This window comes from Micromonospora rifamycinica (assembly GCF_900090265.1).
In the GTDB taxonomy this organism is placed as follows: Bacteria; Actinomycetota; Actinomycetes; order Mycobacteriales; family Micromonosporaceae; genus Micromonospora; species Micromonospora rifamycinica.
Genome location: NZ_LT607752.1, coordinates 2,624,530 through 2,640,449, shown reverse-complemented (window position 1 = coordinate 2,640,449; position 15,920 = coordinate 2,624,530). Strand labels below are relative to the sequence as shown.

The 15,920-nt window shown below is 74.4% G+C and carries 12 protein-coding genes; 11 read left to right on the top strand and 1 reads right to left on the bottom strand.

The features are described 5' to 3' along the window. Positions 1–78 precede the first annotated feature (78 nt). Positions 79–624: a hypothetical protein gene (locus GA0070623_RS10640; RefSeq protein ID WP_067302720.1), complete on the top strand. Its 546-nt coding sequence runs from the start codon at positions 79–81 to the stop codon at positions 622–624. Positions 625–681: 57 nt separating this feature from the next. Here the strand turns inward: GA0070623_RS10640 and GA0070623_RS10635 are convergent, their stop codons facing one another. Continuing rightward, positions 682–5,415, bottom strand: coding sequence for an Lhr family helicase (locus tag GA0070623_RS10635; RefSeq protein WP_067302722.1), 4,734 nt, complete (start codon positions 5,413–5,415; stop codon positions 682–684). Positions 5,416–5,592: 177 nt separating this feature from the next. Here GA0070623_RS10635 and GA0070623_RS10630 point away from each other — a divergent pair, with 177 nt between their 5' ends. The 10 genes from GA0070623_RS10630 to GA0070623_RS10585 all read left to right on the top strand — a co-directional run bounded on the left by GA0070623_RS10630 (position 5,593) and on the right by GA0070623_RS10585 (position 15,915). Next, complete coding sequence (locus tag GA0070623_RS10630; RefSeq protein WP_067302725.1) at positions 5,593–5,970, top strand: hypothetical protein; 378 nt, start codon at positions 5,593–5,595, stop codon at positions 5,968–5,970. A 106-nt stretch (positions 5,971–6,076) separates the two neighbouring features. Continuing rightward, positions 6,077–8,911 (top strand): Na+/H+ antiporter subunit A, encoded by a 2,835-nt coding sequence (locus GA0070623_RS10625; RefSeq protein WP_067302729.1) that lies wholly within the window; start codon positions 6,077–6,079, stop codon positions 8,909–8,911. 26 nt (positions 8,912–8,937) lie between these two features. Continuing rightward, positions 8,938–9,390 carry a Na(+)/H(+) antiporter subunit C gene (locus GA0070623_RS10620; RefSeq protein ID WP_084261073.1) on the top strand — a complete coding sequence of 151 codons (453 nt, stop codon included), beginning with the start codon at positions 8,938–8,940 and terminating at the stop codon, positions 9,388–9,390. Then, on the top strand, positions 9,387–10,892 hold the full coding sequence (locus GA0070623_RS10615; protein ID WP_067302735.1) for a Na+/H+ antiporter subunit D: 1,506 nt from the start codon (positions 9,387–9,389) through the stop codon (positions 10,890–10,892). Before GA0070623_RS10620 ends, GA0070623_RS10615 begins: the two co-directional genes overlap by 4 nt. Continuing rightward, positions 10,889–11,452 (top strand): Na+/H+ antiporter subunit E, encoded by a 564-nt coding sequence (locus GA0070623_RS10610; RefSeq protein ID WP_067302738.1) that lies wholly within the window; start codon positions 10,889–10,891, stop codon positions 11,450–11,452. Before GA0070623_RS10615 ends, GA0070623_RS10610 begins: the two co-directional genes overlap by 4 nt. Next, positions 11,449–11,712 (top strand): monovalent cation/H+ antiporter complex subunit F, encoded by a 264-nt coding sequence (locus tag GA0070623_RS10605; RefSeq protein ID WP_067302741.1) that lies wholly within the window; start codon positions 11,449–11,451, stop codon positions 11,710–11,712. The genes GA0070623_RS10610 and GA0070623_RS10605 overlap by 4 nt, the downstream gene beginning before the upstream one ends. Beyond that, a complete protein-coding gene (gene mnhG, locus GA0070623_RS10600; protein ID WP_172898390.1) occupies positions 11,709–12,062 on the top strand; it encodes a monovalent cation/H(+) antiporter subunit G in 354 nt (117 codons plus the stop codon). The genes GA0070623_RS10605 and mnhG overlap by 4 nt, the downstream gene beginning before the upstream one ends. Positions 12,063–12,218: 156 nt before the next feature. After that, on the top strand, positions 12,219–13,604 hold the full coding sequence (locus GA0070623_RS10595) for a hemolysin family protein (RefSeq protein WP_067302746.1): 1,386 nt from the start codon (positions 12,219–12,221) through the stop codon (positions 13,602–13,604). Beyond that, entirely contained in the window at positions 13,601–14,665 is a 1,065-nt protein-coding gene (locus tag GA0070623_RS10590; protein ID WP_067302749.1) for a hemolysin family protein, read from the top strand. Before GA0070623_RS10595 ends, GA0070623_RS10590 begins: the two co-directional genes overlap by 4 nt. A 332-nt stretch (positions 14,666–14,997) precedes the next feature. Then, entirely contained in the window at positions 14,998–15,915 is a 918-nt protein-coding gene (locus GA0070623_RS10585) for a sporulation protein (RefSeq protein ID WP_067315308.1), read from the top strand. The last annotated feature ends 5 nt before the right edge of the window (positions 15,916–15,920 follow it).

Below are 15,920 nucleotides of genomic sequence, written 5' to 3'. Positions count from 1 at the left end.
CGCACTATCACTGACCGGACACCCCGATCGGCCGACCGGCCGGTGCCGTCCACGGACCGGGTTCGGCAGACTGCCGGGGTGACGAAACGCCTTCGTATCCTGTCCGCGACCGCTGCCGTCCTCGCCGCGCTGGCCCTGGCCGGCTGCGGCGACGACCCCGCCGACGAGCGGGACGGCGGGGCGTGGGCCGACGGCCGGTCGAAGGCCCCGGCCACCAGCGAGGCCGCCCCGGCGGACGGCCCGCCGAAGACCGCGAAGCCGGGCACCACCCCCCGGGAGAGCCCCTCCACCCCGCCGTTCGTGCGGCCGACCAAGGAGACCAGCGCGCCCGCCGCCCGCAAGGTGGTCGACGCGTTCAAGGCCGCCGGGCTGAAGGTGCCCGACCCGCGTGACCGGTCCAAGGACTGCGGCCCCGACGGTACGGGTGTCGGCTGCGCCCAACTCATGGTCACCGACGCGGTCTCCGTCTACGTCTTCCCCGACGAGGCGGCCGCCACCAACCAGACCGACCTGTGGGGGGCCAAGGCGTACCGGGCGGGCGCGGTGGTGCTCAACTACCTGGGCACCCGGACCAGCGCCGCCGAACAGCAGCGCTACAACGACGTGCTGGCCAAGCTCGGCTGACCCCGGCCGCCGGCACCGGTGCGGGCGACCCGTCATCCCCGGGGGTGGCCGGCCCGGTCAGCCGCGTAGGCGCAGGCCACGGGGGGTGGCCCGGAAACCGGCGGCGGTGAGCGCGTCGCGCAGCGGCGACGAGTGCACCGCCTCGCCGTCGGCCCGCTCCACCGACATCGCCCCCAGTGCCCCGGAGTGCACCGCGTCGGCGAGCGCCTTGCCGGCGACGGCCAGCGTGTCGGCGTCGTCGGTGAACGAGAGGATCGTCCGGCCACCCCGTTCGACGTAGAGCGCCAGGTCGCCACCGACCAGCACCACCACCGCCCCGGCCTTGCGCCCGGCCCGGTGCCCGCTGCCCGGTGCGGTGCCGTCACCGGAGTCGACGGCCCGCTCCGGCCAGGGCAGCGCCGCGCCGTACGGGTTGGCCGGGTCGGTGGCGGCGAGCACCGTGGTCGGCCCGTGGCCCCGGCCCCGGTCGGTCGGCTCGGCGAGCGCCCGCAGCCGGTCCACCGCACCGGGCACCGCGAACTGCGCCGCCCCCAGCCCCTCCACGAAGTAGCCCCGCCGGGCCGCGCCGCGCTCCTCCAGCGCGGCGAGCACCGGGTAGACGGCGGCGAACCCGCCGACCACCTGCTCGGCCAGCACCGCGCCCCGGGTCACCACCCCGTGCCGGTCGAGCAGCAGGTCGGCCAGGGCGGCGGCCCGCCGGGTCGGGTCGGTGTCCCGCTGCGGCAGCCGCGACCAGCGCCCGGCCACCGTGGGTGGGCCGCCCCGGCTGGGCAGCGCCACCCGACCCGGGCGGCGGTAGCGGGTGCGCGGGGCGGCCGGGCGGGACCGGTGCGCCCCGCCCGCGCCGAGCGCCGCCCGCAGCGGGGCCAGGGTGTCGTTGGTGAGCTGGCCGGCCCAGACCAGATCCCAGATCACCGCGGTCAGGGCGGCATCGTCGGTCGAGCCCACCCGGTCGGCCAGCGGCCGGAAGAACAGCGCCTGACCGTCGGCGAGCGCGTCCAGCACGGCGGTGTGCAGCGGGGTGCCGGCGAAGGCGTCGTCCGGCGGGGGGAGCAGCAGCGGCGCGACGTCGGCGTACGCCAGGGTGATCCAGCCGTCGCCGCCGGAGATCGCCCCCGAGCCGCACCACACCACCTCGCCCCCGGCGCACAGCTCGTCGAGCTGGGCGGGGGAGTAGTCGGCGACCCGGGCGGGGAGCACCAGCCGTTCCCACGCCGACGCCGGCACCGCCGTGCCCTGCAACTGCTCGACCGCGGCGGCCACCGCCTCGACCCCGCGCGCCGACGACCCGATCTGCTGCCACCGGGGCAGGAAGCCGGCGAGCACCCGGGGCGGCACCGGTTCGATCTCCCGGCGCAGCGCGGCGAGCGACCGGCGGCGCAGCAGCCGCAGCACCTCGGCGTCGCACCACTGGGTGCCCACGCTGTCCGGGGTGAACTCGCCGGAGACCACCCGCCCGGTCGCGGCGAGCCGGCGCAGCGCCTGCTCCACCACGAACACCCCCAGCCCGAAGCGGGCGGCGCAGCTCGCGGCGGCGAACGGCCCGTGGGTGCGGGCGTACCGGGCGACCAGGTCGCCGAGCGGGTCGGCCACCGGCGTCAGGTACGCCTCGGCCACCCCCACCGGCAGCGCCACCCCGAGCGCGTCGCGCAGCCGGGCGGCGTCCTCGATGCCCACCCAGCGTTCCTCGCCGGCGATCCGGACCCGCAACGCCCGGCGGGCCGCCGCCAGCTCCACCGGCCAGTCCACCGGTACGCCCCGCTCGGCCAGCTCCGCCTCGCTCAGGTCGCCGACCACCCGGAGCAGCTCGGCGACGTCCTCGGCGTCGCGCGGGCGACGCTGGTCGGTGCGCCAGCGCACCTGCCGCTCGGTCTCGGCGAGCACCGCCGGGTCGAGCAGTTCGCGCAGGTCCACCCGGCCGAGCAACTCGCCGAGCAGGGCCGAGTCGAGCGCCAGCGCGGCGGCCCGCCGCTCGGCGAGCGGGGCGTCCCCCTCGTAGAGGAACGCGCCGACGTAGCCGAAGAGCAGCGACCGGGCGAACGGTGAGGGCCGCTCGCTCTCCACCTCGACCAGGCGGATCTTCCGGCTGGCCAGGTCGCGCATCAACCCGGCCAGGGCGGGCTGGTCGAAGACGTCCTGCAGGCACTCCCGGGCGGCCTCCAGGGTGACCGGGAAGTCGGCGTACTCGCGGGCCACGTCGAGGAGCTGGGCGGCGCGTTGGCGTTGCTGCCAGAGCGGCTGCCGGCGGCGCGGGTCACGCCGGGGCAGCAGCAGCGACCGGGCGGCGCACTCGCGGAACCGGGCGGCGAAGAGCGCGGAGGTGCCCACCGACTCCTCGACCAGCTGGGCGATCTCGTCGGGCTCGAAGACCACCACGTCGGCGCCGGGCGGCTCGTCGGCGGTGTCCGGCAGGCGCACCACGATCCCGTCGTCGGCGGGCATCACCTGGGCGTCCACGCCGTAGCGTTCGGCCAGCCGGCGGCCGATCGCCAACGCCCACGGCCCGTTGACCCGGGCGCCGAGCACGCTGTGCACGGCCAGCCGCCAGTCGCCCAGCTCGTCGCGGAACCGCTCGACCAGCACCGTCCGGTCGTCGGGCAGCGAGCGGGTGGCTGCCTGCTGCTCCCGCAGGTACGCCATCAGGTTGCCGGCCGCCCAGTCGTCCAGGCCACCGGTGCGCAACGCGGCCAGGGCGGCGGCGTCGTCGAGGCGCAGCAACGCCCGGATCCTGGCGCCGATGGCCCGGCCCAACTCGACCGGACGGCCCGGCTGGTCGCCCTTCCAGAACGGCATCCGGGCGGCCTGGCCGGGGGCGGGGGAGACGAGCACCCGGTCGGGGGTGATCTCCTCGATCCGCCAGGACGACGAGCCGAGCAGGAAGACGTCGCCGACCCGGGACTCGTAGACCATCTCCTCGTCCAGCTCGCCGACCCGGGCGGCACGTTCCGCCCCGGCCAGGAAGACCCCGAACAACCCCCGGTCGGGGATGGTGCCGCCGCTGGTGACGGCGAGCCGCTGGGCACCCGGCCGGCCGGTCAGCACGTCGGTGGTCCGGTCCCAGACCACCCGGGGGCGCAGCTCGGCGAAGGCGGTCGACGGGTAACGGCCGGAGAGCATGTCGAGCACGGCGTGCAACGCCGAGTCGGGCAGTTCGGCGAAGGGTGCGGCGCGGCGGACCAGCCCCGCCAGGTCGCCGACCGACCACGGTTCGAGGGCGACCATGGCGACGACCTGCTGGGCGAGGACGTCCAACGGGTTGCGCGGGTAGTGCAGCTCCTCGATGGCGCCGACGGTCATCCGCTCCGCGACCACCGTGCAGGAGAGTAGGTCGCCCCGGTGCTTGGGGAAGACCACCCCCCGGGACACTGCGCCCACCTGGTGCCCGGCCCGGCCGACCCGTTGCAGGCCGGCGGCGACGCTCGGCGGGGCCTCGATCTGCACCACCAGGTCGACCGCGCCCATGTCGATGCCCAGCTCCAGGCTGGAGGTGGCCACCACGGCGGGCAGCCGGCCGGACTTGAGCGCCTCCTCGATCTGTTTGCGTTCCTCCCGGGAGACGCTGCCGTGGTGGGCGCGGGCGATCACCGGGGCGGCCCCGGAGGCCGTGCCGGACTGGGCCATCGCCTCGGCCGGGGGGCGGGGGGTGCGCTGCGGACCCACCGGCCCGCCCCACCGCCGCGCCCCGCCCGGCTCGTCACCCGGGCCGGCCGGCGGTCCGTCCCCGGTCGGTGGCGCGTCTCCGTTCATTGGTCCGTCTCCGGCCGGCGGTCCGTCCCCGGTCGGTGGCCCGTCTCCGGTCGGTGGCGCGGCGGGGGCCGGGTCCTCGGCGGCCAGGTCCTCGGCGGCCAGTTCGTTGAGCCGGGCGCAGAGCCGTTCGGCGCCGCGTCGGGAGTTGGTGAAGACGATGGTGGAGCGGTGCGCCCGGACCAGGGCGAAGACCCGTTCCTCCACGGCGGGCCAGATCGACGCCCGGCGCGGCCCGGGGCCGCCCAGGTCGTCCTCGGGCGGCTGCTCGGTCTCGTCGAGCCGGGTCATGTCCTCCACCGGGACCTCGACGCTGACCTCGATCGTCTTGGGGGTGGCCGGCTGCACCACGTCGACCGGGTGGGCCCCGCCGAGGAACCGGGCGCAGGCGTCGACCGGCCGGACCGTCGCGGACAGGCCGATCCGCTGGGCGGGCCGTTCCAGCAGCGCGTCGAGGCGTTCCAGGGACAGCGCCAGGTGCGCGCCCCGCTTGGTGCCCGCGACGGCGTGCACCTCGTCGAGGATGACCGTCTCGACGCCGCGCAGCGAATCCCGGGCCGCGGAGGTGAGTAGCAGGAACAGCGACTCCGGGGTGGTGATGAGGATGTCCGGTGGGGTGCGGGCGAAGGCCCGGCGCTCGTCGGCCGGCGTGTCGCCGGTACGCATTCCGACGGTGATGTCCGCAGGGGGCGTCCCGAGCCGGGTGGCCGCCTGCCGGATACCGGCGAGCGGGGTGCGGAGATTGCGCTCGACGTCGACCGCGAGCGCCTTGAGCGGGCTGACGTAGAGCACCCGGCAGCGTCGCCGGAGGTCGGCCGGGGGCGGCGTGCCGGCCAGCCGGTCGAGCGACCAGAGGAACGCCGCGAGGGTCTTGCCCGAGCCGGTGGGTGCCACCACCAGGGCGTTGCGGCCGGCGGCCACCGACTGCCAGGCGCCGAGCTGGGCGGCGGTGGGTGCGGCGAAGGCGGCGCTGAACCAGGCCCGGGTGGCCGGGCCGAAGCCGGGCGGGACCGCCTCCGCGCCCGCCGTGCCCCGTCGCCCCGTCACCCGTCCATCCTGCCCCCACCGGCCGACATTCCTCCGAAGCGTCGTGTGATCTGTCCGTATAAAGTAATTAAAGGCTGATTGCCTTTTTGGTACGTTAAGTCTTACTTAACTGCTTGCTTGTGTGCGGCGACATAAAGTAACTTCACTCGGAACGTAGCAACGGGCGAAAGGAATCGGATGTTCGTCGAGGAACGTGGCCCCACGCCCGGCACCGACGTGCTCATCCGCAAGGTCGAAAGCCACCTCGCCGCCCTGCGGACCAGTCTGCGCGGCCCCGAGCTGGAGCTGGCCGAGCGCCTCGCCGGCAGCCTGCGGGAGCTGGTCGCCTCCACCGCCCAGTCCAGCGCCGCCGACCGGGGTCAGGTGCGGGTCGCCGTGCACTACTTCGTGCTCCGCCGGGAGAGCCGCGGCACGCTGCTGCCGGTGCGCTCGCTCAGGGTGGCCCAGCGGGTGGTCGACAAGGTCGCCCGCCAGCTCGGCCGCCCCGACCTGCTGGTCGAACCGGCCCGGGAGCTGACTCCCGTGCTCACCGGGGGCGACGCCCCGGCCGGCTGACCGGACGATTTCCCGAAAACGCCCCATAGCGGGCGGAACTGGCGTGTGATCGGTGCTGGCCGGGACATCTCGCCCGGTGCGCGCCGCCAGTTCGACGGGAGGACGCGTGCTCGTACTGCTGCTCCTCCACCTGGTGGCGGCGCTGCTCGCGCCGCTGCTGGTCCGCTGGTGGGGCGCCCGCGCCTGCTACCCGCTCGCGCTGGTGCCCGCCGCCGCGTGCGGCTGGGCGCTGGCCCGCACCCCGACCGTCCGCGACGGCGGCGCGGTCGTCGAGACGTACCGCTGGATCGGTCAGCTCCACCTCGACGTGGCGCTGCGGATGACGACGCTGTCCTGGCTGATGACCCTGCTGGTCGGCGGGATCGGCGCGGTGGTCCTGGTCTACTGCGGCCGGTACTTCGCGGCCGACTCGGTGGGGCTGCCCCGGTTCGTCGCGGTGCTGGTCGCGTTCGCCGGGGCGATGCTCGGCCTCGTCCTCGCCGACGACCTGCTGCTGCTCTACGTCTTCTGGGAACTCACCACCGTCTTCTCCTACCTGCTCATCGGCCACAGCACCGAACGACGCGCCAGCCGCTGGGCGGCGGCCCAGGCACTGACCGTCACCACCATGGGCGGGCTGGCCATGCTGCTCGGCTTCCTGATCCTCGGCGGGCACGCCGGCACGTACCGCTGGTCGGAGATCGCCGCCGCGCCGCTGCCCGGTGGCGGGACGCTGGTCGCCGCGGTGCTGCTGGTCCTGACCGGCGCGCTCGCCAAGTCGGCGGTCGTGCCGTTCAACGGCTGGCTGCCGGTGGCGATGGCCGCGCCCACCCCGGTCAGCGCCTACCTGCACGCGGCGGCGATGGTGAAGGCCGGCGTCTACCTGATCGGCCTGCTCGCCCCGACCCTCGCCGACGTCGGGCCGTGGCGTCCCGTGCTGCTCACCCTCGGCCTGGTCACCATGCTCGTCGGCGGCTGGGCGGCGCTGCGCCAGTGCGACCTGAAGCTGCTGCTGGCCTACGGCACGGTCAGCCAGCTCGGCCTGCTCACCGTGGTCATCGGCACGGGCAGTGCGGACGCCGCGCTCGCCGGGGTGGCGATGCTGCTCGCCCACGCCCTGTTCAAGGCGGCGTTGTTCCTCGTGATCGGCATCATCGACCACGAGGTGGGCACCCGCGACCTGCGGGAACTCTCCGGTCTCGGGCGTCGGGCACCGGTGCTGGCGGTGGTCGCCGCGCTCGCCGCCGCCTCGATGGCGGGCCTGCCGCCACTGTTCGGCTTCGTCGCCAAGGAAGCGGTCTTCGCCGCCACCGCCGACCGGCCGGTGGTGCTCGCCGGCCTGGTCCTGGGCACGGTGCTCACCGTCGCCTACAGCATCCGGTTCCTCTGGGGCGCCTTCGCCACCCGGCCGGACGTACCGGTCACCGCGCCGGACCCGATCCCGCTACCCATGCTCGCCCCGCCGGCCCTGCTCGCCCTGGTCGGGCTGGTCGCCGGTCCGGCCGCCGCCGGGCTGGGCGGCCTGCTCGCCCCGTACGCGGCACTCTTCGGCCCACCGGACGACGAACTCGCCCTCTGGCACGGGTTCACCCCGGCCCTCGGCCTCTCCGCGCTGGCGGTGGCCGGCGGGTTCCTGCTGCACGCGGTGCGCGGCCCGCTCGCACCGACGCTGGCCCGGTGGCGGCTGCCGTTCACCGGCAACCGGGGGTACGAGTGGGCCACCCACCGGTTCGACCGGCTGGCCATCGAGGTCACCGGTGCCACCCAGCGCGGCTCGCTGCCGCTCTACCTCGGCACCGTCCTGCTGGCCCTGGTGCTGGTGCCGGGGACCGCACTGGTCAGCACGAGCCCGTGGCGGACCCGGATCGCGGTCTGGGACAGCCCGCTGCAACTGGTGGTCGGCGTGATCGTCGGGGTGGCGGCCGTCTTCGCGGTCAACGCCCGGCGGCGACTGACCGCGATGCTGCTGGTCGGGGTGACCGGGTACGGCACCGCGATGCTGTTCGTGCTCTACGGCGCACCCGACCTGGCGCTGACCCAGTTCCTGGTGGAGACCGCCACCATCGCCGTCTTCGTCCTGGTGCTGCGGCGACTGCCGGAGCGGTTCTCCGCCCGGCCGTTGCGCCGCAGCCGGTGGGCCCGCCGGCTGCTCGGCTCCGCGGTGGGGGTGGTGCTGGCCGGGCTGGCGCTGATCGCCGCCGGGGCCCGTACCGCCGTGTCCATCTCCACCGACTTCCCGGCGCTGGCCGTCGCGCAGGGGTACGGACGCAACGTGGTCAACGTGACCCTGGTGGACATCCGGGCCTGGGACACCATGGGGGAGGTCGCCGTGCTGGTGGTGGCGGCCACCGGGGTGGCCAGCCTGATCTTCGAGCGGTCCCGCACCGGGCCGCGACCGCGCCGGGTCGAACCCTCCTCGCCCCGGCGCGACGACCGGCCGGTCTGGTTGCGCGGCGGCACGACGCTGCACGAGCGGCGGCGCTCCATCGTCTTCGAGGTGGTGACCCGGCTGCTGTTCCACACCATCGTGCTCTTCTCCCTGTTCCTGCTCTTCTCCGGCCACAACGCCCCCGGCGGCGGCTTCGCCGGTGGCCTGGTGGCGAGCCTGGCGCTGGCCGTGCGCTACCTGGCCGGCGGCCGTTACGAGCTGGCCGAGGCGGCCCCGGTCGGGGCGGGCACGGTGCTCGGCGCGGGTCTGGCGATCTGCGTCGGCGGCGGGGTGCTCAGCCTGCTGGCCACCGGAACGGTGCTGGAGAGCACCAAGGTGGACCTGCCGCTGCCCGGCCTCGGCGGGCCGTACCTGGTGACGTCGCTCTTCTTCGACATCGGGGTCTACCTGATCGTGGTGGGGCTGATGCTGGACATCCTGCGCAGCCTCGGGGCGGAGATAGACCGGCACGCCGAGGCGGCCGGCAAGGCCGACCGGGGGCTCGTCGTCGACCATGAGGGGGACCGGCGGTGAGGGGCGGCGGCGCGGGACCCACACTGGTGCTGGTGGTCGCCGTGGGCGTGCTCACCGCCACCGGGGTGACCCTGCTGCTGGAGCGCAGCCTCACCCGGATCCTGCTCGGTGTCATCCTGCTCGGCAACGGGGTGAACCTGCTCATCCTGGTGGGTGGCCGGGCGGGCGGGGCGCCGGTGGTCGGCACCGGCCCGGACGGCGAGATGAGCGACGCGCTGCCCCAGGCGATGGTGCTCACCGCCATCGTGATCACCTTCGGGCTGACCGCGTTCCTCGCCGCCGTGGCGTACCGGAGCTGGTATCTCAGCGGCAACGACGAGGTCCAGGACGACGTGGAGGACCAGCAGATCGTCGCCCTCGCGGCCCGCAACGAGGTGGCCAACGCCGACCTCGGCGGCGAGGGGCCGGGCGACGACCCGGAACAGGTGTCCCCGGAGCCGGCGCAGCGGCCCGGTCGCCGGTCGGACGGTGCCCGGTGAGCCGGCTCGTCCCGCTGCCGGTGGTGGTGCCGCTGCTCGGTGCCGCGCTCACCCTGATCCTGGTCAACCGGCCCCGGGTGCAGCGCACCGTCAGCGTGGTCGCGCTCGGCACCAACCTGGTCGTCGCGGCGCTGCTGCTGGTCCGCGCCCACCGGGAGGGGCCGGTGGTGTCCGAGGCGGGGGGCTGGCCCGCGCCGGTGGGCATCGTGCTGGTGGCCGACCAACTCGCCGCGCTGATGCTGGTGGTCTCCTCGGCGGTGACCCTCTGCGTGCTGCTCTACTCGATCGGCCAGGGCCGGGCCGAGACCAGCGAGTCCGCGCCGGTGAGCATCTTCCACCCCACCTACCTGGTGCTGACCGCCGGGATCTGCAACGCGTTCCTCGCCGGTGACCTGTTCAACCTCTTCGTCGGGTTCGAGATCCTGCTCGCGGCGAGCTTCGTGCTGATCACCCTGGGCGGCACCGAGGCCCGGATCCGCACCGGCTCCACGTACGTGGTGGTGAGCATCCTCTCCTCGATGATCTTCCTGGCTGCGGTGGGACTGGTGTACGCGGCCACCGGCACCCTCAACATGGCGCAGCTCGCCGGCCGGCTCGACGCGCTGCCCGACGGCGTACGGCTGGCGTTGCAGTTGATGCTGCTGCTCGCCTTCGGCATCAAGGCGGCGCTGTTCCCGCTCTCCGCCTGGCTGCCGGACAGCTACCCGACCGCCCCGGCACCGGTCACCGCCGTCTTCGCCGGCCTGCTCACCAAGGTCGGCGTCTACGCGATCATCCGGACCGAGACGCTGCTCTTCCCCGGCGCCGAGGTGGGCAACCTGCTGATGGTCGGGGCCGGGCTGACCATGATGGTCGGGGTGCTGGGCGCGGTGGCCCAGTCGGACCTGAAGCGGTTGTTCTCGTTCACCCTGGTCAGCCACATCGGCTACATGATCTTCGGGGTGGCGCTGAGCACCACCGCCGCGCTCTCCGGGGCGATCTTCTACGTGGTGCACCACATCACCGTCCAGACCACCCTGTTCCTGGTCGCCGGCCTGGTCGAGGAGCGGGCCGGCAGCACCGACCTGCGCCGGCTCGGCGGGCTGGCCCGGGTCGCCCCGCTGCTGGCGGTGCTCTTCTTCGTCCCCGCGATGAACCTGGCCGGCATTCCGCCGTTCTCCGGCTTCCTCGGCAAGGTGGGCCTGCTCCAGGCCGGGGTGGCGCACGGCGGACCGCTGCCCTGGGCGGTGGTCGTCGCCGGCACGGTGACCAGCCTGCTCACCCTCTACGCCGCCTCCCGGGTGTGGAACATCGCGTTCTGGCGGGCACCCCAGCTGGCCACCGACGACCCGGTGTCCCGGCTGCCCCGGCTGATGGTCGGCGCGACCACCGCCCTGGTGGTGCTGGGGCTGGGCCTCACCGTCGTCGCCGGCCCGCTGTTCCAGGTCACCGCCGACGCCGCCGCCGACCTACGGCTGCGTACCCCGTACGTGCGGGCCGTCCTGCCCGGTGGGCCGCCGTGACCGGCTCGTCGCCGCCGCGCAGCGGACGCCGCCGCGACCAGCTCATCGCCCTCGGCTGGCTGGTCGTGGTCTGGAACCTGCTGTGGGGGCACTTCTCCCCGGCCAACGTCCTCACCGGCCTGCTCGTCGGCGGGGCGGTGCTGCTGTTCTTCCCCCTCCCGCCGGTCTCCTTCGGCGGCCGGCTGCGCCCCCGGGCGCTGCTGACCCTCGCCGGTGTCTTCGTCGTCGAACTGGTCAGCGCCAGCATCCACGTCGCCGCCATCGCGGTACGTCCCGGTTTCCGCCCGCGCGGGGCGATCATCGGGGTGACCCTGCGGGTCCGCACCGACCTCAACCTGGCGCTCACCGCCGAGCTGCTCTCCCTGGTGCCGGGCACCCTGATCGTCGAGGTGGACCGGGACGCGGGCGTCCTCTACGTCCACGTGCTCGACGTACGGTCCCCGGCCGACCTGACCGACAGCCGGGACCGGGTCCTGGCCGTCGAGGAACGGATCGTCCGGGCCGTCGGCTCCGACGCCGAACTGCGCCACCTCAGCACCGCACCCACGGAGGCACCGTGACCGTCGTCCTCGCCGTCGTCCTGACCGTCCTGCTGTCGGTCACCGCCCTGCTGGCCCTGGCCCGGATCTACCGGGGTCCGTCGCTGCTGGACCGGGTCATCGCCGCCGACCTGCTGCTCGCCACCATGCTCGGCGCGGTCGGCGCGGAGGCGGCGGTCAACCGGCACGCCACCACCCTGCCGGTGCTGGTGGTGCTCTCCCTGCTCGGCTTCGTCGGCTCCGTCGCCCTGGTCCGCTTCGCCGCCCGGGAGGAGTCGTGAGCGTGGGTACGGCACTCGACTGGCTGGCCGCCGTCGCCCTGGTCTGCGGGGCGCTGCTCAGCCTCGCCGCCGGGATCGGCGTGCTGCGCTTCCCGGACGTGCTGGACCGGATGCACGCCGCCACGAAACCCCAGGTGCTGGGGGTGCTGCTGTTGCTGGTCGGGCTGGCGCTGCGGCTGCGTACCGCCGCCGACCTGGGCATGATCGTCCTGGTCGGGGTCTTCCAGCTGGCCACCGCGCCGGTGGCCGCCCAGATGATCGGCCGGGCCGCCTACCGGTCGGGCCGGGTCGACCGCGGCCTGCTCGACGTCGACGAGCTGGCCGAACCCGGACCCCAGGGCCGGCGGTGACGGGCGGGCACATTAGGCCCACCCTCAGCGGGCTCGCAGTCAGCGCGGATATCATGGCGGAATGATCGACTCCTCTGCCCAGGAGGGCAGCAGTAGCCAGCCGGGTCGTGCCCGGCGATCCCCCGCCCCGACGTCCACGGGAGCCCTGAGCGACCCGTGTTGATCGTCGTCGGCCTCGCACTCATCATCGTCCTCACCGCCGCCACCGGCTACTTCGTGGCCCAGGAGTTCGGCTACGTCGCCGTCGACCGGGGCAAGCTCAAGCAGCTCGCCGACGACGGCGACGCCAAGGCGGCCCGCGCCCTGCAGGTCACCGGCCGGCTGTCGTTCATGCTCTCCGGAGCGCAGCTCGGCATCACGGTGACCGCCCTGCTGGTCGGCTACGCCGCCGAGCCCTACCTGGGAGCCGGGCTGGCCGAGCTGCTCGGCGGGGCCGGCGTCGGCACCGGCGTCAGCCTGCCGTTGTCGGTGGCACTGGCCCTGATCATCGCCACCGTGGTGCAGATGGTCCTGGGTGAGCTGGCCCCGAAGAACCTGGCCATCGCCCGGCCCGAGGCGCTGGCCCGGGCGCTGAGCCGGTCCACCCTGATCTACCTGAAGATCGCCGGGCCGCTGATCACGCTCTTCGACCGGGCCGCCGTCCGGCTGTTGCGCCGGGTCGGCATCGAGCCGATCGAGGAGCTGCCCAGCGGCGCCACCCCCGCCGACCTGGAGCAGATCATCGCCGAGTCCCGGGAGGAGGGGCACCTCGACGCCGAGATGTCCGACCTGCTCGACCGGGGTCTCGACTTCCGGGGGCTGACCGCCGGGGAGGCCATGGTCCCCCGGGTCGACGTGGACACCGTCCGGTCGCACGAGCCGGTCAGCCGGGTGGTCGAGCTGCTCGACACCGGCCACTCCCGGTTCCCGGTACGCGGTGCCGACGGCGTCGACGACCTGGTCGGCGTGATCGGCATCGCCGACGTGCTCGGCGTCCCCCCGGCGGAGCGGGCCACCACCCCGGTCAGCGCGGTGGCCGTGCCGCCGCTGCTGGTGCCCGAGACGTTGCCGCTGCCCACGGTGCTGGACCGGCTGCGGTCCGGGCACCGGCAGCTCGCCTGCGTGGTCGACGAGTACGGCGGCTTCGCCGGTGTGATCACGCTGGAGGACATCGCCGAGGAGCTGGTCGGGCCGATCCGCGACGAGGACGACCCGCCCGAGCGCGCCCCGGCCCGCCAGGACGACGGCTCCTGGGTGGTGCCGGCCCGCTGGCGGATCGACGAGGTGGCCGACAGCACCGGCATCTCGCTGCCCGAGGCCCCCGAGTACGACACCCTCTCCGGGCTGGTCATGCGGGAGCTGGGCCGGGTGCCCCAGGTGGGGGACCGGCTGGAGATCACCCTGGCGGCCGACGGCGAGGAACCGGTGGAGCGGCCGAAGGCGCTGGTCGAGGTGCTTGCGGTGGACCGGCACGTGGCCGACTCCGTCCGCCTCACCATCGCCGGTGACCAGGGCGCAGGCACGGATCTGAGCACTGCCCGCAGCGGGGAGGACCGGTCGTGAGCCCCGTCGTCGCACTGCTCGTGTCAGTGCTGCTGCTCGCCTTCAACGGCTTCTTCGTGGCCGCCGAGTTCGCCCTGGTGGCGGCCAAGCGTTACCGGTTGGAACAGACCGCCGCCTCGGGCAGCCGGGCCGCCCGCGCCGCGCTGGACGGGGTACGCGAGCTGTCCCTGATGCTGGCCGGGGCGCAGCTCGGCATCACCCTGTGCACGCTGGGTCTGGGCGCGCTGGCCGAACCGGCGATCGAGCACCTGATCAGCCCGCTGCTGCACACCGTCGGTCTGCCCGAGGCGGCCAGTCACGTCGTCGCGTTGATCTTCGCGTTGGGGCTGGTGACGTTCCTGCACCTGGTGGTCGGCGAGATGGCCCCCAAGTCGTGGGCGATCACCGACGCCGAGCGCTCGGCGACGCTGCTGGCGCTGCCGTTCCGGGCCTTCGCCCGGGTCGCCCGGCCGGTGCTGTCCCTGCTCAACGCCCTGGCCAACGCGATGCTGCGGCTGGTCGGGGTGCAGCAGCAGGACCAGCTCGCCCAGGTCCACGGCCCGGACGAGCTGCGCATCCTGCTGGAGCAGTCCCGCGAGCACGGCCTGCTCGGTGCCGAGCAGCACCAGATGCTGACCAGCATGCTGGAGTTGCAGGAGACCACCGTGGCCCAGGTGATGGAGCCCTTCGACCGGATCGTCACGGTCCGCCGGGACGACACCGCCGAACGGATCGAACAGGTCAGCCGGGACAGCGGCCGGTCCCGGCTCGCCGTCCTGGACGGTGGCGGCGAGGTGTGCGGGCTGGTGCACGTACGGGAGGCGGTCCGGGCGGTCACCACCGGCCGGACGGCCACCGCCGCCGAGCTGATGACCCGGTCGTTCACCCTGCCGGCCACCTCCTCGGTCACCGAGGCGGTCGCCGCGATGCGGGCCGACCAGGCCCAGCTGGCGTTGGTCCGCAACGGTGGCGGCCCGACCCGGCCGATCGGTTTCGTGGCCCTGGAGGACCTCCTCGAAGAGGTCATCGGGGAGTTCGACGACGAGACCGACCCGATCCCCCGGGGCCGCCGCCTGCGCTGACACCGCAGCTGCCGGTGGACCTGCGGAAGATCAACACAGCTGAGCCGATGTAGCGGTATCGAGGTGTGGTGGACACCGCTACATCGGCCGACAGAGCCGATCAACGAACCTCGACCCGGCCCGGGCCAGTTCCCGGGCCGGGTCGGGGGCTTTCCCGGCGGGGTGGTCGAGGAGTGCCCGGCCGGTCAGGGGGAAACCGCCACCTGCCGGGCCGGTCTCAGGGGCCATCTGCTGTCGGCTCAGGGCGGGGCGGGTCGGCTCAGGGCGGGGCGGCTCGGGTCAGGTCGGGTCGAGCCGGGGCGGTGAGGGGGAGCGCGGGGGAGGTGGCGGCGATGCGGTTGACCGGCGTGTCCCGGGAGTCCGGGGCGACCGGACTGTCGGTGAGCACCACGCTGACCAATCCGAGCACCCGGCCGGGCCTGCGGCTGCCGGGGCGGGTGATGCTCAGCGCCGGGTCGCAGGACGTGCCGATCCGGCACGTGCGCCTCGGTCTGGTGGCCACCGCCGAACCGGAGGACCCGCGTGCGCCCCGCCGGCTCGTGCAGTACCACCAGGTGCCGGTGGGGGGCCGGTTCGTCGTACCGGCCGGGCGACGGCGGGCCATCGACTTCGCGGTGCCGCTGCCGTGGGAGACCCCGGTGACGATCTTCGGCGGGGTGCCGTTGATGAGCCTGCGCACCGCGCTGCGTACCGAGGTGTCGGTGGACCCGGAGCTGGAACAGGGGCCGCTGGTGCCGATCTTCGTGCATCCGCTCCCCACCCAGCAGCAGGTGCTGGCGGCGCTGGACACGCTCGGGTTCGTGCTGCGGCAGGCGGGCCTGGTGTCCAGCCGGCTGCCGGGGGTCGCGCAGAGCCTGCCGGTGCACCAGCGCCTCGGCTACTGGGTCGGCCCGCTGTACGCCGGCCCGATCACCGAGCTGGAGCTGATCTTCGTGACCAATTCCGCCGGCCTGGAGGCGCTGCTCTGGCTGGACCGGCGTCTCTCACTGACCGGGATCAGCCACCAGAGCATCAGCCGGTTCCGGATCTGGCACACCGACGACGGGCGACGGGACTGGGTGTCCGTGGTCGACGGCTGGTTGCGCGCGGCGATCGACCGGCACGCGGCGGCGGCCTCGGACGCGCACTGGTCGGCCCGGATCACCGAGTCGGCCCATGTCAGCCGCCGGCCCGACGAACCGGTGCGGCCCGGCTACGGGTTGGGCGGCACCGGTGGCGGCGGCGGTGTCGGCGGTGGCGACGGCACCTGACCTGC